The sequence below is a fragment of the Citricoccus sp. I39-566 genome (assembly GCF_031432995.1).
Lineage (GTDB): Bacteria > Actinomycetota > Actinomycetes > Actinomycetales > Micrococcaceae > Citricoccus > Citricoccus nitrophenolicus_A.
Genome location: NZ_CP133842.1, coordinates 2,625,774 through 2,644,784 on the forward strand (window position 1 = coordinate 2,625,774; position 19,011 = coordinate 2,644,784).

The window sequence follows — 19,011 nt, forward strand, 5'->3', positions numbered from 1 at the left end:
CCGGTTCACCGGACTTCCGTGATCTCCGGTCCTCGCTCCGGTGCCGGGGTGGACCGTCCGGGCGGGGAATTCTGCGGCACGGGGCGCATGTTCTCCGGAGGCGTCAACGGCAGCAGTTCACGCGGCGGGTGCGGATCGTCACCGCGCCGGACGACGATGCGGGAGAACACGTCGTTGAGGGCCCCGGCGGCCTCGTCCTTGAATGCCGCCTCACCGCCCACCACGCCGCGCAGGAACCAGCGGGGGCCGTCAACGCCCACGAAGCGGGCCACCCGCCAGCCGGGAGAGCCGTCGGGCATCGCGGCCGGGATCCGCGCGGCCACCTCGGTGCCGAAGGGTCCCTCCTGCTCGCCCACCTGGGCCCCCTCGGTGGCTGTCACCGACTCGAGGATCTCGGCCCGGATCTCATCCCACAGCCCGCCGGAGCGGGGCGCCGCGAAAGCCTGGGCCTGGACCGAGGACTGGCCCAGCTGCAGGGTCACGCCGATGATGCGCTTGGTGGAGTCCTCCAGGTCGAGCCGGACCTTCAGGTCCTTGACCATCGGGACGCGCAGCGACCCCAGGTCGAGGTACCCCTCCGCCTCCGGACGCTCGGCGATGTCGTAGGGTCCGGTCGCCTCGGCCACCGGATCCGTCCCCGCCTGGTCGCGGGGGTCCTGGAGTTCCTCCGGGAGGACGACCGTTTCGGTCTTGACGTTCCGGTTACGGCCGAAGATCATGAGCCTGCCTGCCAATCCGTGTCACGCGTAGAAGTAGTCATTCGAAGCCAACCGAGGGGCCTGTCCAGCTTAGGTCAGCGTGACGCCCGCGCTGAACCGTCCTGCCCCGGGCCGAACCCGCCCGTCGACCCGAAGCCGGCCGCCCCGCGATCCGACTCCGGCAACGACTCGACCCGGACGAAATCGGCCTGGGCGACCCGCTGGATGACCAGCTGGGCGATCCGGTCCCCCCGCTGGAGGTGGACCGCCTCACTGCGGTCCGTGTTGAGCAGCGGCACCTTGATCTCGCCGCGATAGCCGGCGTCGATGGTCCCGGGGGCATTCACCAGGCTGAGACCGTGCCGCACGGCCAGCCCCGAGCGGGGGTGCACCAGGCCGACGAAACCCTCCGGGAGGGCCAGGGCCACGCCCGTCGGCACCAGGGCGCGCGCGCCCGGCTCCAGCACCACGTCCTCGGTGGTCCGCAGGTCCGCACCGGCATCGCCGGGCAAGGCATAGCTGGGAGGTTCGATGCCGTCGTCGAGCATGGTCAACGCGACCGTGGGCCGCTCGACGGGCTCGGGGACGGCAGAAGGGTCCAGGGGGACTGCTGGCTGATTCACGCGGCCACTGTACTGCAGGATTCACTCCTGCCCCGCCAAACGTGGGATTGTAGAAGGTATGCACGATTCCTCCCCGGCCCCCGCACCGGAAGCCCGCGTCCTCTATGAGGAGAAGCTGCGGCCCTCCGCCTGGATCTGGTTGATCGCCGTGATGATCTCCAGCCTGTCCATCCTGGTCTTCGTCCCGATCGGCGTGGAGATCGGCCTGATCGCGGCCGTCGTGGTGTTCGCCATCATCGCCATCCTGCTCACCGTCTCGACCCCGAGGATCGTGGTCACCGAGCGCACCCTGCAGGTGGGCCGTGCCGGCATCGAACGCCAGCACGTGGGTCTCGTCACCGGCTACCGGGGCGAGGACGCCACCCACCAGCGCGGGCCCGCGCTGCACGGCCTGGCCTTCATGTGCCTGCGCGGATGGATCGACCCGGTGGTCCGCATCCAGATCGAGGACCTGCGGGACCGGACCCCGTACTGGCTGGCCAGCACCAGGAATCCCGAACAGCTGGTCGAGGTGCTGGGCGGCACCATGGCCCGCGACGCGGATGCCGAGGCCTGAAGAGACCTGGAGAACGACCGAGGGCCGGCCAGGCCTCCCTGGCCGGCCCTCGGTGTCTACTGCGCGGTGTCTACTGCGACACTGACGTGATCAGCCCTCGCAGTCGGTGCAGTACAGCAGGCCGTTCTTCTCCTTGGCGACCTGCGAGCGATGGCGCACGAGGAAACAGGAGGCACAGGTGAACTCGTCGGCCTGGGCGGGAAGCACCCGGACCATCAGCTCCTCACCGGAGAGGTCGGCACCGGGGAGCTCGAAGCCCTCGGCCGCCTCCGCCTCGTCCTCGTCCACCACGGCGGACTGCGTGTCCGTGCGGCGGTTCTTCAATTCTTCGATGGAGCTCTCGTTGAGCTCGTCCTCGTTCTTGCGTGGCGCGTCGTAATCGGTGGCCATAAGGGGTGTGTTCACGCTCCGCTGGTGTGGCCGGAGGGGACCGACCGTGGGTGGGATGTTGCCGAAATGACGCCGGATTCCCTGGGGGACAGCTGGGAGAACCGGCCACGAAGACCTGCCCTGGCGGGCCCGGCGGGCCCGCCTGAGGTCTGCGCGTCGTGGAGATTGTTCCCCACCCCCGGGCAAAAACCAAATCGCTGAGAGCGTACAGCGGGCACGGATCCACGCCACACCGCGGGCGCGTGGTGCACAAGGATGCAGAATCGTGGCAAAGTCGTCTGACGAGTGGGTCACCGGGCCCTTGTCGACCGTGGAGGACAGACATGCAGGAACTCCGTCTCGTTGGTGTCCAGGAGGATGGTGGACACCTGCTGCTCAGCAACGAGGCCGGTGAGGAGTTCTCCCTGCCGGTGACCGAGGCCCTGCGTTCCGCGGCGACCCGTCCCATCGGTCGGCCCTCCGCCCAGGCCGCGGACGCGGCCGAGGGGGTGCTGACCCCTCGGGACATCCAGGCGCGCATCCGCGCCGGGGCCACGGCCGAGCAGGTCTCCGCCGAGTCCGGCGTGGACCTGGACCGCGTGCGCAAGTACGAGGGACCCGTGCTGGCCGAGCGCGACTGGATGGCCCAGCAGGCCCGCCGGGTCGAGGTGGCCGCCCCCCTGCCCGGCCACGACCTGTACCGCAGCACCTTCGGCGACGAGCCGGCCCTGCTCGGGGACATGGTCCGTCACCGGCTGACCTCCCTCGGCATGGACCCCGCCACCGCCCGGTGGGATGCCTGGCGCAACCCCGAGGGCTCCTGGACCATCACCCTCGACTTCTCCACCGAAGGCCTCGAGGGCCCGTCCTCCTCGATCGGCGACCAGCCGCCGGCCCGATGGTCCTTCCGCCCGTCCAGCCAGCACCTGGACAACCAGAACCGCTGGGCCCAGGTGCTCTCCGAACTCGACCCCCTGGACGGGCCCTTCGGCGGCCGCCGCCTCTCCGCCGTCGGCGACCGCCCCTTCAACGTGGAGGAGGACGAGGACCCGGCTCCCCCCGCTGGCCCCCGCGAGGCCTCCCGCGAGACGTTCCGTGACCCACGGGTTGCCCTGGACCAGGACTCCCAGGACGAGCTGTTGGACGTGCTGCGGGCCCGCCGCGGCCAGCGCCTCGGCGTGGACGAGGAGGGCGATGATGAGCTCGCCCTGATGCTGACCCGTGACGAGCAGCCCACCCGGGAGCCCTCCCGCCCGCGGCTGGCGGTCGCCTCCGCCCCCGACGACGTCAGCGACGGCGACGGCGACGGCGACGAGGAGGACGCCGAGGTGGTCGAGTACTCCGACCCATCGGCGGACCGGTACGGCGAGGACGAGACCGCACCGGCTCAGGACGACGAGGAGGATCAGGAGGACGAGCAGGCCCCCGAGACCCTCCCGGGGCAGACCGCCCTCGACCTGGGCGACGCTGACTCGACGGGCTCAGACAAGGGGCGCGGCACCCCCCGCAAGGCGGCCGGGCGCACCGCGGGAGCCAAGTCGAGGCGGCCGTCCGTGCCCAGCTGGGACGAGATCGTCTTCGGTCGCAAGGGCGACTGAGCGCCGCCTTCGGTGGCTACCGCCGCGGCCGCTGCAGGAACAGCAGCGGGACCTCCCGCTCGGCCCGGGTGGGCGCCCCGTGGTGGCCGACCATCTCGAAGGCGGCCGGTGCCACCCGTCGGCCGTCGTACAGGGCCACGGGGCCGTGGGCGGCCACGATGAGCTCGCCCAGGCGGGGAGCCACCCTCGCCTCCACCTCGCCGAACCAGCCGGCCTCGATCGCCTGCTCGCGCGTCAGGATCCAGGCCTGGTCGCCGAAGGCGGCATGCCAGGCGGCCGTGGTGTTCTCCCGCACGGCCGCCGAGGCGTCCGGGGCGAAGTGCAGCTGGACGAACCGCGGCTCGCCGGCGGTGTGCCGGATCCCGTCCACCAGCCCCGGCAGCTCGGCGTAGTCGATGCGGCCGGACTCGGGGACATCGACCATCCCGTGGTCCCCCGTGAGCAGCAGCACCGTGTCCTTCGGCACGGTGGTGCTGAGGCGGCGGGCGGCGCCGTCGATCTCCTCGAGGGCGTAGAGCCACGGTTCCGAGCCGATCCCGTGCTGGTGCCCGGCCTTGTCCAGCTCGTTGAGGTAGAGGTACAGCAGCACGGGCCCGGTGGCGCCGTGCAGCTCCTCCCTGGCCTTCTGGAACCTGGCCTGTAGGGTCCTCGCCCCCACGAAACGGGAGCCCCGCAGGGCGGCGGTGGTCAGGGCGGAGGTCTCGAAGGCCGGCAGGGACACGGTCACCGCCTCCACCCCCGGGTCGTCGAACGCCGAGACCGGCGCTCCCCCAGGCCCGGGGGCCTCCGGCCGGGTGGCGGCGAGCCGCTCGAAGACCGTGGGGTGGGACTGCCAGGCGACGGGATCGGTCAGCGGGTCCCAGCCGCCGAGCTGGTTGATGACGGTGTCCCGGTCCGGGTCCAGCACGTCGTAGCCCACCAGGCCGTGGCGCCCGGGCGCCAGGCCGGTGCCGAGACTCGACAGGGACGCGGCCGTCGTCGTGGGGTAGGCCACCTGCAGGGTGGCCGAGTCCCGCTCCAGCGCGGACTTCAGGAACGGCGCGTGGCCGGCATAGCGCTTCAGCAGCGCCTTGCCCAGTCCGTCCACCATCACGACGGCGGCGCGCCGGGTCCGCGGCAGCTGCAGGGTGTTCGTGAAGCCGGCGGCGCCCAGTGCCGCCGCGGCGGAGGTGAGGACGCCGGCCAGGGACCGGCCGGCATAGTCGGGGCCTGCGGGGGCCGGTGCTGCGGAGCTCACCGGCCGGACCGGCCCCCGGGCTCCTGGACCGTGGCGCGGCGCAGCTCGCGGTAGAACGCCAGGGCCTGGTTGACGGCCTGCTGCCCCTCGGCCTCGGCGGCCACCCGCAGCACGAGATCCTCCCGCGTGGAGGTCCCGGTGTACCCGTGGTCGGCCTCGCAGTTCGGATCGCCGCAGGCGGCGGGGGCCAGGTCCAGGCGCTGTCCGCCGGCCCAGGTCACCGAGAGGGTGACCTCCGCAATGGGATCCCCGCGGCGGAAGGTCTGCGGCTGCGGATGCATGGTGGTGGCCACCACCGAGTCGATCCGCCACAGCGGCACCATCTCGGTGGAGACCTGGGCCATCACCTGTTCGCCGGCCTCGTCCAGGGCGTGGTCGTCCAGATGGAGGGCGGCCATGACGTCGCCGGCCAGGGCAAGGACCGTGATGTGGCGGTGGATCTCGTCATAGTCGAAGTGGGTGTCCACGTGCACCAGGTGGCTGGAGACCTCACGGCCGTCCAGCACCGAGTCCAAGACGTCGGCCACGAGTTCCGGGTAGAACCCCGCCCGCTCGATGTCCGCGCCGAGGCTGGACCCGGCGTCCCCCGTGGCGTTGGGCGCGGGGGCCGGCCGGCGCCGGGCGGCCTCCTGCTCGGCGTCGGAGGCGGAGTTCCCCGAGGAATGGTGCCCCGAGGGGTGCTGGCCCGAACCGGGGTTCCTGCGCAGTGGAGTCATGGCTCCATGCTATCGGCCCGTCAATCGCGCATGGCCCGGCGGGCGGAGTCCGTCCGCTGGGCCGCGTTGGCCACGTCCACCTCCACCGAGAGCACCGTGACCCCCCGGTCCGAGGCCAGCACGGGGTTGAACCGGAGCCGGGCCACCTGCGGGTGGTCGTCCTTCAGGGCGGCCACCCGGGACAGCAGGTCCTGCAGGGCCCCGGTGTCCACGGAGGGCAGCCCCCCGTAGCCGAAGAGCTTGGCCGAGGCCCGCGGGGCGCGGATCATCCGGTCCAGGTCCTGGTTGGTCAGCGGCGGCACCCGGTGCACCCAGTCGTCCAGCAGGTCCACGGCGTCCCCGGCGATCCCGAAGGACACGACCGGGCCCAGCAGCGGATCCTCGAGGGCCGTGATGGTGCAGGCCTGACCGGGGCGGGCCATGGACTGCACCTCGAGGTCCGGGCTGCCGTAGGGCTCCAGCACGCGGCGCATCTGGGCCACGTTGCGCCGCAGGGACTCGGCGTCCACGATGTTCAACCGCACCCCGCCCAGGTCCAGGCGGTGCCGCAGATAGCTCTCCACGGCCTTGACCGCCACCGGCCAGCCGAGCTGCTCGGCCGCCCGCACCGCCTCGTCCTCGGTGCTGAAGCGGACGGCGGGCAGCACCCGGATGCCGTAGCACCCCAGCAGCTCCTCCGACTCCGCGGCGGTGAGCCGGACGAGATCCGTTCCCTCGGCGCGGGAGGTGTGCCGCTCGATCAGGTCCTCGGCGCGGCCGCGGTCGATGCCCTCCGGCTCCACGGGCACGCCCGCCTCCGCCTCGCGCCAGCGGCAGTACCAGACCAGCCGCGACAGCACCCGGGCGGCCTGCTCCGGGGAGGAGAACACGGGGACGCCGCGCTGGAGTCCGCCGTCCCCGGCGGCCGGCCCGGACCCGCGGAGGGTGGTGGAGCGGTAGCCCAGGTCCAGGACCCCGGTCAGGGAGGCCAGGACGGTGACGTCACGCTCCCGCGAGGCCTCCTCGATCGCGGCCGCCAGCCGGTCGGCGTCCCCGGACTGCTGGTGCATGCCGGCCTGGGTGACCACCAGCAGCGCGTCCACCTCGCCAGTGTCGATCGCCGCGGTGACGGCCCGGCCCACCGCGTGCACGGCCTCGTCCACCGTGTGCTCGGCGTCCAGGTCCGGGACGAACTGCGTGTGCGCCACCGTCAGGCCGTGCCGTTCGGTGGCGTCCATCACCACGCGGTTCAGGGCCAGGGAGTTGCCCACCACGCCCACCCGGGACCCGGCCGGCAGCGGCTGGCAGGAGACCAGCTGCATCAGGTCCATGAGGTCGTCGTGGTTCTCGACCTGGATGACGCCGGTCTGCTCCAGCATGGAGTCGACCGCCCCGACCGGTGCCTGCGTGGTGCGGGTCTCGTGCCCGGGCGGCAACCGGCGGCCCATCACGTCCGATCGCGCCACCACCACCGGCTTGGACCGGGACAGCCGCCGGGCGATGCGGGAGAACTTGCGCGGATTGCCGAAGGACTCGAGGTAGACCCCCACGGCGGCCGTGGCGGCGTCGTCCTCGAAGTACTGCATCGCGTCGTTGCCGGAGACATCCGCGCGGTTGCCGGCCGAGAGCATGGAGGACAGGCCGATGCCCCGGCGGTGGGCGGCCGCGAACAGGGTCACCCCGATCACCGCCGACTGGGAGAACAGCCCCACCGGCCCGCGCGACGGCAGGAACGGCGAGACCGAGGCGTTGAGGCTGACCTCCGGCGCCGTGTTGACCAGGCCCGCCGAGGCCGGGCCGATCACCCGCATGCCGTTGGCCCTGGCCTGGCGCACCAGGGCGCGCTGGCGCACCAGGCCGTCCTGGCCGGCGTCGGCGTATCCGGTGGTGACCACCAGCAGGCCCTTGACCCCGTGGCGGGCACAGTCCTCCACCACGGCCGGGACCTCGGCCGCCGGCACGGCGATGACGGCGAGGTCCACCGGCCCCGGCACCTCGGCCAGGGTGCCCCGGGAGATCATCCCCGCCACCTCCAGGGCCTCGGGGTTGATGCCGTACACCGGACCCGTGAAGCCTCCCTCGATGATGTTCTGCAGCAGGGCGAAGCCCACGGAGCCCCACTGCCGGCTGGCACCGATGACGGCCACCGACTCCGGGGCGAGCAGCTCGGCCACGGACCTCGCCTCGGCGCGGTGCTCACGGGACTCCATCACGGCCCGGACCTTGGCGGTGGGATCGATGGAGAAGGCCACGGCCACCACGCCGTCGTCGAAGTGGCGGGAGACCTCGAAACCGGACTCCTGGAACACGGAGAGCATCTTGCGGTTCTCCGGCAGCACCTCGGCGGTGAACCGGCGGATGCCGTTCTCGCGGGCCGCCACGGCCAGGTGCTCCATGAGGATGGAGCCGATGCCCTTGCCCTGGGAGGCGTCCGAGATGTTGAACGCCACCTCGGCCTCCAGGGGGTCGTCCAGCCGGTCGTAGCGGCCGATCCCCAGGATCTCCGCCCCGAGCAGCACCACGAACGCCACCCGGTCGCGGTAGTCCACGTGCGTGAACCGCTCCAGCTCCTTGCGGGACAGGGAGGACTTGAACGTGAAGAACCGCAGGTAGATGGAACTCTGCGACTGGGACTCGTGCATCCGGGCCAGGCCCTCGGAGTCCTCGGGTCTGACCGGGCGCAGATGTGCCGTGGTGCCGTCCCTCAGGACGACATCGGCTTCCCAGTAGGCCGGATATTCGAGGGAATGCGGCGTCTCACCCATAGGATCACAGTAGACAATTCCCGCCCGCCAGCAAGGACCCCCAGCAGACCCATGGCCCGTACCCCCAAGAAATCCTCCGCCCCGGCGACCCAGGCGATCCCGCTGGAGCAGGAGAACATCGTGGACATCGACGTCTCCTCGGAGATGGAGACCTCCTTCCTCGAGTACGCCTACTCGGTGATCTACTCGCGGGCCCTGCCGGACGCCCGGGACGGCATGAAGCCCGTCCAGCGGCGGATCCTGTACATGATGAGCCAGATGGGGCTGCGCCCGGACCGCGGGCACGTGAAGTCCGCCCGCGTGGTGGGCGAGGTGATGGGCAAGCTGCACCCCCACGGGGACACCGCCATCTACGACGCCATGGTGCGCCTGGCGCAGCCGTTCTCCCAGCGCCTGCCGCTCGTGGACGGGCACGGCAACTTCGGCTCCCTCGACGACGGCCCCGCCGCCCCGCGTTACACGGAGGCCCGGCTCGCCCCGGCCGCCCTGGCCATGACGACCTCGCTGGACGAGGACGTGGTGGACTTCGTCCCGAACTACGACAACCAGTTCACCCAGCCGGCCGTGCTGCCGGCCGCCTTCCCCAACCTGCTCGTCAACGGCGCTTCCGGTATTGCGGTCGGCATGGCCACCAACATGGCCCCCCACAACCTGCGGGAGGTGATCTCGGCGGCACGGCACCTGCTGGAGCACCCCGAGGCCACCCTCGCCGAGCTCATGGAGCACGTGCCCGGACCGGACCTGCCCTCGGGCGGCCGCATCGTCGGCCTGGACGGGGTGCGCGACGCCTACGGGACCGGGCGCGGTTCCTTCAAGATGCGCGCCAAGGTCGCCGTGGAGCAGGTGACGGCCCGCAAGACGGGGCTCGTGGTCACCGAGCTGCCCTACGGCGTGGGTCCGGAGAAGGTGATCGAGAAGGTCAAGGACGCCGTCAACGCCAAGAAGCTCACCGGGATCGCGGACGTCCTCGACCTGACCGACCGCAAGAACGGGCTGAAGCTCGTCATCGAGCTCAAGAGCGGGTTCAACCCGCAGGGCGTGCTGGCCCAGCTGTACAAGACCACGCCGCTGGAGGAGTCCTTCGGCATCAACAACGTGGCCCTGGTGGACGGCCAGCCGCGCACCCTCGGGCTGGTGGACCTGCTCCGGGTCTACGTGGACCACCGGCTGGAGGTGGTCCGCCGGCGCAGCACCCACCGGTTGAACCGGAAGAAGGACCGCCTGCACCTGGTCGAGGGCCTGCTGCTGGCCCTCGTGGACATCGACGAGGTCATCCAGATCATCCGCACCTCGGATGACACGGCGGCAGCCCGCACCCGGCTCATGGGCGTTTTCGACCTGACCGAGATCCAGGCCAATCACATCCTCGAGCTGCGCCTGCGCCAGCTGACGAAGTTCTCCCGGATCGACCTGGAGACGGAGCGGGATGAGCTGCAGCGGGCCATCGAGGAGCTGGAGGCGATCCTCTCCTCGGACCAGCGGCTGCGCGACCTCGTCTCCGGTGAGCTGGCGGACGTTGCCGACGAGTACGGCGACGACCGCCGCACCGTGCTGCTCGAATCGGAGAACCTCGCCCCCGTGAGCGCCACGGCGGGCGCGTCCCCGGCCGCCGGCCGCGGCGGAGCCTCCCAGGCCGTGCTGCCCGGGACGGGCGGGGCGGACGGCCTCATGGTGCCGGACACCCCGTGCTTCGTGGTGCTCACGACCTCGGGCCAGCTGGCCCGCACGGCCGATGGCACGCCGCTGGCCACGGCCGGCCGCCGCCAACGCCATGACGCCTACCGCTCCGTGGTCCCGACGACGGCGCGCGGGGAGATCGGCGCCCTCACCTCCTCCGGGCGCATCCAGCGCGTGCAGGTCGTGGACATCCCCGCCCTGCCGGACGCCTCCCCCACCCCGAACCTCGCCGCCGGGGTCAAGGTGAAGGACTTCCTCACCCTGCAGCGCGGGGAGTCCCTCGTGGCCCTCGTGCCCCTGGGCGCCGTGCTGGCCCTGGGCACCCGGAACGGCGTGGTCAAGCGGGTCACCCCGGACTGGCCGCTGAACCGTGACGACTTCGACGCCATCTCCCTGAAGGACGGCGACGAGGTGGTCGGCGCCGGGCCGGCCGCCGACGAGGACGAGCTGGTCTTCATCACCCGCAGAGGGCAGCTGCTGCGCTACGCCGCAGCGCTGGTGCGCCCGCAGGGCCGCACGGCCGGCGGGATGGCCGGTGTCAAGGTCGCCGCCGGGGACGGCGTCATCGCGTTCTCCGCCGTCCCGGCCGCGGAGGGCGACCGGGCCGTCGTCGTGACCGTGACCGCCGGCGAGGACACGCTGCCGGGGACCGTCCCGGGCTCCATGAAGAAGACGCCCCTGGCCGAGTACCCGGCCAAGGGGCGCGCCACCGCGGGCGTGCGCGCCCACCGGCTGCTCAAGGGCGAGACGGAGCTGCAGCTGGCCTGGGCGGGGCCCCAGCCCGCGCTCGGCGCCTCGGCCGGCGGCGTGGCCCGCCCCCTGCCCGCCGAGTTCGGCAGCCGGGACGGCTCAGGGCTGGCCATGGACCAGCTGGTGGAGGCGATCGGCGCCGGGGCCTCACCGGCCCCGGCCAACGCAGCCGACGCGGCCGATGCGGCCGACTCCCCGTCCCCCGCGCCGCGCGGCCTGGCCGAGGCACCCCCGGATGCCAACCCCTTCGACGACGGCTCTGACGCCGTGATCACCGGGGACTGAGCAGCTCCAGGTGGACCGCCCCCGCGGCGGCGAAGCGGCGGTCGTGGGTGACCATGACGGCGGTCCGCTCCGCCAGGGCGGTCCTCAGGTCCGCGACCAGCGCGGCGGCCTCGTCCGCCCCCAGGTGCGCGGTGGGCTCGTCCAGGAGCACGACGCCGGCCCGGGCCAGCAGCGCGCGGGCCACGGCCACCCGCTGACGCTGGCCGCCGGAGAGGAAGTGCCCGGCCGGGCCGATGCGGGTGTCCAGTCCGCGGGGCGCCGCGCGCAGCCAGTCCCCCAGCCCCACGAGCTCCAGCGCCTCGGCTAGTTCCGCGTCGGTGGGACGGTCCTGCGGCTCCCGCGCCAGGGTGAGGTTGGACCGGAGCGTGGAGTCGAACAGGTAGGCGTCCTGAGGGCACCAGGCCACGGCGCCCGGGGCCGCCCGGAGGGAGTAGCTGCCGTGCCGCAGGGGCAGGAAGCCCAGCAGCACGGCCAGCAGGGTGGACTTCCCGGACCCCGAGGGGCCGGTGACCACGGCGAACTCGCCGCGCTCCACGGCCAGGTCCAGGCCCGTGAAGACGTCCCGCTCCGTGCCCGGGTACCGCACGGCCGCGCCGGACAGCTCGAATCCCGTGACGGCGCCCGCTCCGGAGGTCGAGGCGGGAGCGGCGAAGCCGGGAGCGGGAACGGGAGACTCCCCCGCCGTGAGCAGCGGCGCGGTCTTGGCCAGCTGGCGCCGCAGCACGGCCGCCTCCTGGCAGGCGGTCCCGTGGAGCCCGAGGGGCTCGGCCAGGGCCAGCATCAGGAACACGAGCATGGCGGTGACGGGGGCGGTCACGCCGTGCTGGAAGCACAGCACGAGCGTCTGCACGGCGGCCCAGCCGGAGAGCAGTGAGGTGAGCGCCTGGCCCAGCCCGGCGGCCGCGGACTGACGCTTCAGGGGCCGGTGGGCGTCCCGGTCGGCGGCGGCGAAGCGGTCCGCGGCGAGGGTGGCGGCCCCGTTGCCGGCGAGGTCCGGCGCGGCGGCGAACAGGGCGGAGGTGCGCTGGAGCAGCCCGGTCCGGTGGTCGGTCAGGGCCCGCGTGGTGTTGCGGTCCGCGGCGGCCACCACCAGCGGCACCAGCACCAGGCCGGCCAGCCCCGCCACCACGGCGGGCCACCAGGCCACGGGGGCCATCAGGACCACGATCAGCACCGTGACCAGCCAGCTGAGCACGGCGGCGGGGATCGGCACGATCACCCGGGGGACGGCGTCGCGCAGCTCGTCCACGTCCGCCACCAGCACGGACAGGGCCCCGCCGGAGCGGGTCAGCCGTCCCCAGCCGGCCGCCCGGGCGCCCAGCGCGTCCCAGAGCCGCAGCCGGATCCGGTTGGCCCAGCCCAGCACCGCGTCATGGGTGTCCAACCGTTCGAGGTAGCGGAACAGCGCCCGGCCGATCCCGAAGAAGCGCACCATGACGATGACGGACAGCAGGTACAGCACGGGTGGCTGGTAGGCCGCCTGCACGATCAGCCAGCCGGACAGGGCGGACAGCAGCGCCGCCGCCAGGGTCGCGGCCGCGGCCCAGAGCACGCCGGTGATGAACCGCCGCTCGGTCAGCGGCAGCAGCCGCAGCCAGCCCCGCAGCTCCCGCCACCGGCCACCCCCGGCTTCCTCACTTTGCGGGCAGAGATCACTAGTGATCTCTGCCCGCAAAGTGGTCTTGGCCTTGGGCTTGGTCTCGGACGGGGGCGAGGGTACGGGGGCGGAGGCGAGGGTGGGGGCGGTGGCGCCGAGGACCGTGTCCCCCACGGCCTGCAGCGCCCGGTCGTGGGAGGCCACCAGCAGCAGGGCCCGGACCGGCTGGCCGTCCGGCAGCCGGCCGGAGCGCAGCCGCCCGATCACCTCGCGGATCCGTTCGGCGTTGCCGTCGTCCAGGTGCGCGGTCGGCTCATCGAGCACCACGAGCCAGGCGGGATCGGCCTCGGATCCGGGCGCCGCCATGAGGCGCACCAGCACGCGGGCCGCACCGAGCCGGCGTCGTTCCCCGGGACTGAGCTCATCCGGGTGGCGCGCCTGGACACCGGACAGGCCGCAGGCCGCGAGCGCCGCCTCGGTGGCTGCCGTGCCTGCCGTGCCTGCCGTTCCGGTCGAGCCGGCGGCCTCCGCGTACAGCGCGAGCTCGTCGCGGACCGTGGGCTCGCTGAAGGAGGGGTGCTGCCCGAGCCAGGCCACGGGCCGTCCCACCAGGCCGGACACCTGGCCTGAGAAGCCGGCCTCGCCCGCCCGCAGGAGGCCGGCGAGCGCGGCGAGCGCCGTGGTCTTGCCGGTCCCGCTGGGTCCGCCGAGCACGGTCAGCTCCCCCGGTGCCAGGTCCAGGTCCAGGGGCCCGACGGCGGCGCCGGACGTCCCGCCCTCGGGGTCCCGGTAGGAGACGGTCAACTCGCGCACCCGCACGCGGTCGGTGCCGCACGCCGATGCACCGCCGGCCGGGGTCAGGGCCTCGGCCAGCGCCGCGGGCACCGCCCGCTCCGTCTCGGCGCGGGCGCGGCGCAGGGCTTCCACCCCGTCCTCGGAGGCGTGGTGGGCGGAGCCGATCTCCCGGAAGGGCAGGTAGACCTCGGGGGCCAGGGTGAGCACGAGCAGGCCGGTGTACAGGTCCAGTTCGCCGTAGACGAGGCGCACCCCGATGAAGACGGCCACCACGGCCACGGACAGGGTGCTGATGAGTTCGAGGGCGAAGCCGGACATGAAGGCCGTCCGCAGGGTGGTCATGGTGGTGGTGCGGTACCGCTCCGAGACCCCGGCGAGTGCCTGGCGCTGGGTCCCGGCCCGGCGCAGGCCCACGAGCACGGGCAGCCCGCGGGCCAGCTCCAGCACGTGGTGGGAGAGCCGGTCCAGCCCGGCCGCGGCCTGCTCCACGCGGTCCTCGGTGTACTGGCCGATGAGGATCATGAAGACGGGGATAAGCGGCAGGGTCAGGGCCAGCACGAGCGCCGAGACCCAGTCGTGACCCAGGATCCACAGGCCCAGGACCAGCGGCATGATCGCGGCGGTCAGCAGGGCGGGCAGGTACTGCGTGAAGTACTTGTCCAGTCCGTCGAGTCCGGTGGAGGCCAGCACGGAGTCCTCCCCGGCCGTCTCCGAGCCGGCGCCGGCGGCGGCCAGCCGGTGGGCCACCAGCCGGTGCCGCAGCTCCTCCTTGGCGCCCAGGGCGGCGCGGCGGGCGAACACCTGCTGTCCCCAGGTGGCCACGGCACGGGCCACCACGCCGGCCAGGCCCAGGGCGGCGGCCGAGGCGAGGGTTGACCCGGCCAGCGCCGAGGTCAGTCCGTGGGCCACCGGGTCGTAGGCGGCCGGGTCCGGGTTGAACAGCAGCCCCACGAGGTTGGCGCTCTCGGGCGCCGGGAGCCGCTGCGCCAGCCAGGCCAGGCCGCGGGCCAGCCCGGTGGCCAGCAGGATCCAGCCGGCGGCCTTGAGGCCGGCCAGCAGGGCCAGGACGGCCAGGGCGGCCCGGCCGGAGCGGGAGGTGGGGAGTTCGGGTCTCAGAGCGGCGTCACCACATGGGACTCAGGGATGTGGGTCTCCGCGAGCCGGCGCCGGAACACCCAGTACACGTAGGCGGAGTAGGCCAGGATGAGCGGCACGAACACCACCGCGACCCAGGACATCACGGTCAGGGTGTAGGGCGAGGAGGAGGCGTTCTGGGCCGTGAGGTGGAAGGCCGGGTCCAGGGTGGAGGGCAGCACCACGGGGAACACGGCCAGGAAGATGCCGGCGGCCCCCGCCACGAGGGAGGCGCCCAGGGCCACGAAGGTCCAGCCCTCGCGCCGACTCCGGGCCGCGGTCCAGGCGCCGAGGGCGGCCCCCAGGGCCATCGCGAGCAGGGCCCAAGGGATCAGGCCGCCGTCGCGGGAGACCACCACCACGGCCCAGGCGCCCATCGGCAGCAGGTACAGCGGCAACCACCGGGTGAGGTGGCGGTGCGCGGCCTGCCGGGGGGCGCCGTCGGTCTTCAGCCCGAGGTAGGCCCAGCCCATGGCCAGCGCGAACCCGACCACGGCGAACCCGCCGAGGATCCCCTCCCCCGTGAGCCAGGCGAACGGGCCGCCCACGCGGTCGCCGTTGGCGTTCAGCGGCAGTCCGGTGGTGCAGACGGCGAGCAGCAGGCCCACGCTGAAGGCGGCCACCGCCGAGCCGCCGGCCAGGCACCAGTCCCACACGTCCCGGGTGCGGGCCGTCCGGGACTTGCCCCGGTACTCGATGGAGACCGCGCGCAGGATCAGCGCCAGCAGCGCGACGGTCAGCGGGATGTACAGGCCGGCGAACAGGGCGGCGTACCACAGCGGGAAGGCGGCGAAGGTGGCGCCGGCGGCCGTGATCAGCCACACCTCGTTGCCGTCCCACACCGGGCCGATGGTGTTCAGCAGGACGCGGCGCCGGCTCTCGTTGCGGGCCCAGCCCCTCATCAGCATGCCGACGCCGAGGTCGAAGCCGTCGAGGAACAGGTAGCCCGTCCACAGCACCGCCACCAGGGCGAACCAGAGGGTCGGGAGGAACTCGGTGGTCATCTCAGGGGTCATGACAGGACTCCTTAGTAGGCGAAGGCGAGCACGTCGGCATCGTCCCGGCGGGCATCCGGGCCGCCCGGGCCGCCGTCGGGCCCGTGGTCTTCGTCGTGGTCGTCGTGTTCGCCCGCCGTGAGCTCCGGCATCCCGGCCGGGACGCCACCCTTGACGTAGCGGGTCAGCAGGACGACCTCCACGACCATCAGCACGGCGTAGACGGTGGTCAGGGCGATCAGCGAGAACAGCAGTTCCCCGGCACCGACGCCCGGGGAGACGGCCGCGGCCGTGTACATCCAGACCTGGTCGATCCCGGTGGGGTCCGGGTTGGGGACCACCACGAAGGGCTGGCGTCCCATCTCCGTGAAGATCCAGCCCGCCGCGTTGGCGCCGAAGGGGGCCAGGATGCCGAGCACGGCCAGGCGCATCAGTGGCCGGGAGTTCGGGACGGTGCCCCGGCGGGTCACCCACAGGGCGATCGCCGCCGCCAGCGCCGCCAGTCCGCCGAAGGTGATCATGATGCGGAAGCCCCAGTAGGTGACCTCCATGACCGGAAGGTAGTCGATCTCCTGGCCGGCGCGCTCGCCGTACATCGGGTCGTCCGGCAGGTGGGTGCCGTAGGCCTCCTGGTACTGCGGGATCAGGGTGTTCACGCCGGCCACGTCGGTGGTGAAGTCGTTGTGGGCCAGGAAGGACAGCAGGCCCGGGATCTCGAAGACCCCCACCACGTCGTCGCAGTCGGTGGCGCCCTCGGTGCGCGGGTTGGCCACGGAGAGCACGGAGAAGGCCGTCCCGTCGTGGCAGGCCGCCTCGGCCGCCGCCATCTTCAGGGGCTGCTGGTGGATCATCAGCTGGGCCTGGGCGTGGCCGGTGAAGGCGGTGCCGAGGAAGGCGACGAGCGCGATCCACGCGCCCCAGCGCAGGGACCGGTACCAGACCCGGTAGTCGGTCTCGTCCCGGCCCTTGGACCCGGTGGTGCCGACCACCACGGAGCCGTCGGCCGACACGGTGTCGATGCCGTCCCGCCGCCGCTTCCACAGGTGGAACCAGGCGATGCCCAGCAGGAAGCTGCCGGCCACGGACAGGGCGCCGGCCAGGGTGTGGGGGAAGTGCACGAGCAGGGTGTTGTTGGTCAGCACGGCCCAGATGTCGTTCATCACGGGACGGCCGTCCACCATCTCGACGCCGACGGGATGCTGCATCCACGCGTTGGCGGCCAGGATGAAGTAGGCCGAGAACACGGAGCCGATGACCGCGCACCAGATGGCCGCGAGGTGCACCCTGGCCGGCAGCCGCTTCCACCCGAAGATCCACAGGCCCAGGAAGACGGACTCCATGAAGAACGCCACGAGGGCCTCCATGGCCAGGGGTGCCCCGAAGACGTCGCCGACGAAGCGGGAGTACTCGGACCACGCCATGCCGAACTGGAACTCCTGGACGATCCCCGTGGCCACGCCCATGATGAAGTTGATGAGGAAGAGCTTGCCCCAGAACTTCGTCATCCGCAGGTACTCCTCGCGGCCCGTCCGGTGCCACATGGTCTGCAGGGTGGCCACCACGAGGCCGAGGCCGATGGTCAGCGGCACCATCATGAAGTGGTACACGGTGGTGATGCCGAACTGCCACCGGGCGATATCCAAGGGATCCATGCGCTTGCCTTCCCTGCCGAGACCACGAGTTCTACAGCGTGTAGAAGACAGCCTAGCCTCAAGTTCTACGTCCTGTAGAATAAGGTGAGTCCACGGAAGGCGCATGTGGCGAACATCATCGGCAACAGGGAGGCACCCATGGCACTGGGAGATTTGGAACGGTCCGTGATGGACCTGCTGTGGGACCAGCCGGGGGCGCACACCGCCAATGACGTCCGGGACGCCCTCGCCGGAGACCTGGCCGTGACCACGGTCCTGACCGTGCTGTCCCGGCTGGAGAAGAAGGGCCTGGTCCGCCGCGACGGCGGACGGCGCCCCCACCGCTACGCCGCCGCCTCGTCCCGCGAGGAGCACACCGTCGGCCTCCTGAACGACGTCCTGGGCTCCGTCCCGGACCGAGAGGCCGTCCTGGCCCGCTTCATCGGCGGCATCGGCCCCGACGAGGCGGCCGCGGTGCGCCGCCTGCTCGACTCCTGACCCCGGGGCCCAGCACCTAGACTCCAGGGGTGACCGTCCTGCTGCTCGCCGCGCTGGCCGTGATCCTGGCCTGGCCGGTTCCGGTCCTGCTCGGACGCGCCCGCTGGGTCCGCCGCGCACCGGCCGCCGCGATGGTCCTGTGGCAGGCCGTGGCCCTGGCCGGCGGGCTCTCCCTCATCGGCTTCCCCCTGCTGTGGGGACTGGCCCCCTTCGGGGACACGGTGGTGGAGGCCGCACCGTCCTTCGTCACCGCCCTGGCCGACGGCTCCTGGATCCCCCGGCTGGAGCAGGACCCCTGGCTGCCCACCCGGATCGCCGCGGCCACCCTCGCGCTGGCGCTCTTCGCCCACCTCGTGCTGACCCTGGCGGTCACCGCCGTGAAGACCGTGGCGCAGCGCCGCCGGCACCGCCAGATGGTGGAACTGCTGGCCGCGCCACCCTCGGAACGCAGTCGGCTGGCGGAGCGGACCGCCGGGACGCCCACCCGGGTGCTGCCCCACGACGTGCCGCTGGCCTATTGCCTGCCCGGCCTGACCGGCTCCCTGACGGTCCTCTCCCGCGGCCTGCTGGAGCAGCTCTCCGCCGGTGAGGTGGCCGCCGTCGTCACCCACGAGCGGGCCCACCTGCGCCAACGCCACGACCTGCTGCGCCTCGCCTTCGAGGCGTGGCACCGGGCCGTGGCCTGGCTGCCGACCACGGCGATCGCCCAACGGACCGTGGCCGGACTCACCGAGATGCTGGCGGACGACGCCGCCCTGGCCGCCCACGGCCGGCAGGACCTGATCCGGGCCATCGTGCTGACCGGCGAGGCCGGCGCCCCGGAGACCCCCCGCGCCGAGGCGTCCGCCGATCCCGCCGGCCGCCCGCCCAACATCCAGGACGACGGCTCGGTGCCGCTGACCCTGCGCCTGTACCGGCTGCTGTCCCCCGCCGATCCGCTGCCCGCCCCGGCCCGCGTGGCCGTCATCCTCGCCGCCCTGTGCCTGGCCGCCTTCCCCCTGGGACTGCTGCTGTGGCCCTGAGCCGGGCGCACGTCCCTGCGGCCGGTGACCCCCGGCAGCCTTTCAGGCGCCTCCCAGCCGACACCCGGCGTGCCATCGGCCGGGTT

Annotated in this window: 14 protein-coding genes; 5 read left to right on the forward strand and 9 right to left on the reverse strand. The window is 72.8% G+C overall.

Annotated elements, in window-relative coordinates; translation table 11 throughout:
• Nucleotides 1–5 precede the first annotated feature (5 nt).
• Together RE421_RS12080 and dut are read right to left on the reverse strand one after the other, a co-directional pair.
• Nucleotides 6–719, reverse strand: a complete 714-nt coding sequence (locus tag RE421_RS12080) for a DUF3710 domain-containing protein (RefSeq protein ID WP_309810198.1) — start codon at nt 717–719, stop codon at nt 6–8.
• A 74-nt stretch (nt 720–793) separates the two neighbouring features.
• Nucleotides 794–1,246 carry a dUTP diphosphatase gene (gene dut / locus RE421_RS12085; protein WP_309817351.1) on the reverse strand — a complete coding sequence of 151 codons (453 nt, stop codon included), beginning with the start codon at nt 1,244–1,246 and terminating at the stop codon, nt 794–796.
• 133 nt (nt 1,247–1,379) lie between these two features.
• On the opposite strand from dut, the gene RE421_RS12090 reads away from it, so the two are divergent.
• Nucleotides 1,380–1,877 carry a DUF3093 domain-containing protein gene (locus tag RE421_RS12090; RefSeq protein ID WP_309810201.1) on the forward strand — a complete coding sequence of 166 codons (498 nt, stop codon included), beginning with the start codon at nt 1,380–1,382 and terminating at the stop codon, nt 1,875–1,877.
• 90 nt (nt 1,878–1,967) lie between these two features.
• Here the strand turns inward: RE421_RS12090 and RE421_RS12095 are convergent, their stop codons facing one another.
• Nucleotides 1,968–2,267 (reverse strand): DUF4193 domain-containing protein, encoded by a 300-nt coding sequence (locus tag RE421_RS12095; protein WP_309817354.1) that lies wholly within the window; start codon nt 2,265–2,267, stop codon nt 1,968–1,970.
• 323 nt (nt 2,268–2,590) lie between these two features.
• Between RE421_RS12095 and sepH the strand changes: the two genes are divergently transcribed.
• Entirely contained in the window at nt 2,591–3,844 is a 1,254-nt protein-coding gene (gene sepH / locus RE421_RS12100; protein WP_309810204.1) for a septation protein SepH, read from the forward strand.
• 16 nt (nt 3,845–3,860) lie between these two features.
• Here sepH and RE421_RS12105 read toward each other — a convergent pair whose 3' ends face one another.
• The 3 genes from RE421_RS12105 to RE421_RS12115 are packed head-to-tail and all read right to left on the reverse strand — an operon-like array spanning nt 3,861 to nt 8,541.
• A complete protein-coding gene (locus RE421_RS12105) occupies nt 3,861–5,081 on the reverse strand; it encodes an alkaline phosphatase family protein (RefSeq protein WP_309810206.1) in 1,221 nt (406 codons plus the stop codon).
• Nucleotides 5,078–5,797 carry a DUF5998 family protein gene (locus RE421_RS12110; protein WP_309810209.1) on the reverse strand — a complete coding sequence of 240 codons (720 nt, stop codon included), beginning with the start codon at nt 5,795–5,797 and terminating at the stop codon, nt 5,078–5,080. The genes RE421_RS12105 and RE421_RS12110 overlap by 4 nt, the downstream gene beginning before the upstream one ends.
• A 20-nt stretch (nt 5,798–5,817) precedes the next feature.
• Entirely contained in the window at nt 5,818–8,541 is a 2,724-nt protein-coding gene (locus RE421_RS12115; protein WP_309810212.1) for a GNAT family N-acetyltransferase, read from the reverse strand.
• Between the two features lie 51 nt (nt 8,542–8,592).
• Between RE421_RS12115 and RE421_RS12120 the strand changes: the two genes are divergently transcribed.
• Nucleotides 8,593–11,253: a DNA topoisomerase IV subunit A gene (locus RE421_RS12120; RefSeq protein ID WP_309810215.1), complete on the forward strand. Its 2,661-nt coding sequence runs from the start codon at nt 8,593–8,595 to the stop codon at nt 11,251–11,253.
• Here RE421_RS12120 and cydC read toward each other — a convergent pair.
• The 3 genes from cydC to RE421_RS12135 form a co-directional block, all read right to left on the reverse strand.
• Nucleotides 11,240–14,596 (reverse strand): thiol reductant ABC exporter subunit CydC, encoded by a 3,357-nt coding sequence (gene cydC, locus RE421_RS12125; RefSeq protein ID WP_309810218.1) that lies wholly within the window; start codon nt 14,594–14,596, stop codon nt 11,240–11,242. The two genes, RE421_RS12120 and cydC, sit on opposite strands and share 14 nt — an antisense overlap.
• A gap of 161 nt (nt 14,597–14,757) precedes the next feature.
• Complete coding sequence (gene cydB / locus RE421_RS12130; protein ID WP_309810221.1) at nt 14,758–15,795, reverse strand: cytochrome d ubiquinol oxidase subunit II; 1,038 nt, start codon at nt 15,793–15,795, stop codon at nt 14,758–14,760.
• An 11-nt stretch (nt 15,796–15,806) separates the two neighbouring features.
• Nucleotides 15,807–17,426, reverse strand: coding sequence for a cytochrome ubiquinol oxidase subunit I (locus RE421_RS12135; RefSeq protein ID WP_309810224.1), 1,620 nt, complete (start codon nt 17,424–17,426; stop codon nt 15,807–15,809).
• Between the two features lie 138 nt (nt 17,427–17,564).
• Between RE421_RS12135 and RE421_RS12140 the strand changes: the two genes are divergently transcribed.
• Nucleotides 17,565–17,903 (forward strand): BlaI/MecI/CopY family transcriptional regulator, encoded by a 339-nt coding sequence (locus RE421_RS12140; protein ID WP_309810227.1) that lies wholly within the window; start codon nt 17,565–17,567, stop codon nt 17,901–17,903.
• A 29-nt stretch (nt 17,904–17,932) separates the two neighbouring features.
• On the forward strand, nt 17,933–18,925 hold the full coding sequence (locus RE421_RS12145; RefSeq protein WP_309810230.1) for a M56 family metallopeptidase: 993 nt from the start codon (nt 17,933–17,935) through the stop codon (nt 18,923–18,925).
• The last annotated feature ends 86 nt before the right edge of the window (nt 18,926–19,011 follow it).

Excerpts from the sequence above, each read along its gene's own strand:
- RE421_RS12080 (WP_309810198.1), bottom strand. The coding sequence starts at position 719 with ATGATCTTCGGCCGTAACCGGAACGTCAAGACCGAAACGGTCGTCCTC.
- dut (WP_309817351.1), bottom strand. The coding sequence starts at position 1,246 with ATGCTCGACGACGGCATCGAACCTCCCAGCTATGCCTTGCCCGGCGAT.
- RE421_RS12090 (WP_309810201.1), top strand. The coding sequence starts at position 1,380 with ATGCACGATTCCTCCCCGGCCCCCGCACCGGAAGCCCGCGTCCTCTAT.
- RE421_RS12095 (WP_309817354.1), bottom strand. The coding sequence starts at position 2,267 with ATGGCCACCGATTACGACGCGCCACGCAAGAACGAGGACGAGCTCAAC.
- sepH (WP_309810204.1), top strand. The coding sequence starts at position 2,591 with ATGCAGGAACTCCGTCTCGTTGGTGTCCAGGAGGATGGTGGACACCTG.
- RE421_RS12110 (WP_309810209.1), bottom strand. The coding sequence starts at position 5,797 with ATGACTCCACTGCGCAGGAACCCCGGTTCGGGCCAGCACCCCTCGGGG.
- RE421_RS12115 (WP_309810212.1), bottom strand. The coding sequence starts at position 8,541 with ATGGGTGAGACGCCGCATTCCCTCGAATATCCGGCCTACTGGGAAGCC.
- RE421_RS12120 (WP_309810215.1), top strand. The coding sequence starts at position 8,593 with ATGGCCCGTACCCCCAAGAAATCCTCCGCCCCGGCGACCCAGGCGATC.
- cydB (WP_309810221.1), bottom strand. The coding sequence starts at position 15,795 with ATGACCCCTGAGATGACCACCGAGTTCCTCCCGACCCTCTGGTTCGCC.
- RE421_RS12135 (WP_309810224.1), bottom strand. The coding sequence starts at position 17,426 with ATGGATCCCTTGGATATCGCCCGGTGGCAGTTCGGCATCACCACCGTG.
- RE421_RS12140 (WP_309810227.1), top strand. The coding sequence starts at position 17,565 with ATGGCACTGGGAGATTTGGAACGGTCCGTGATGGACCTGCTGTGGGAC.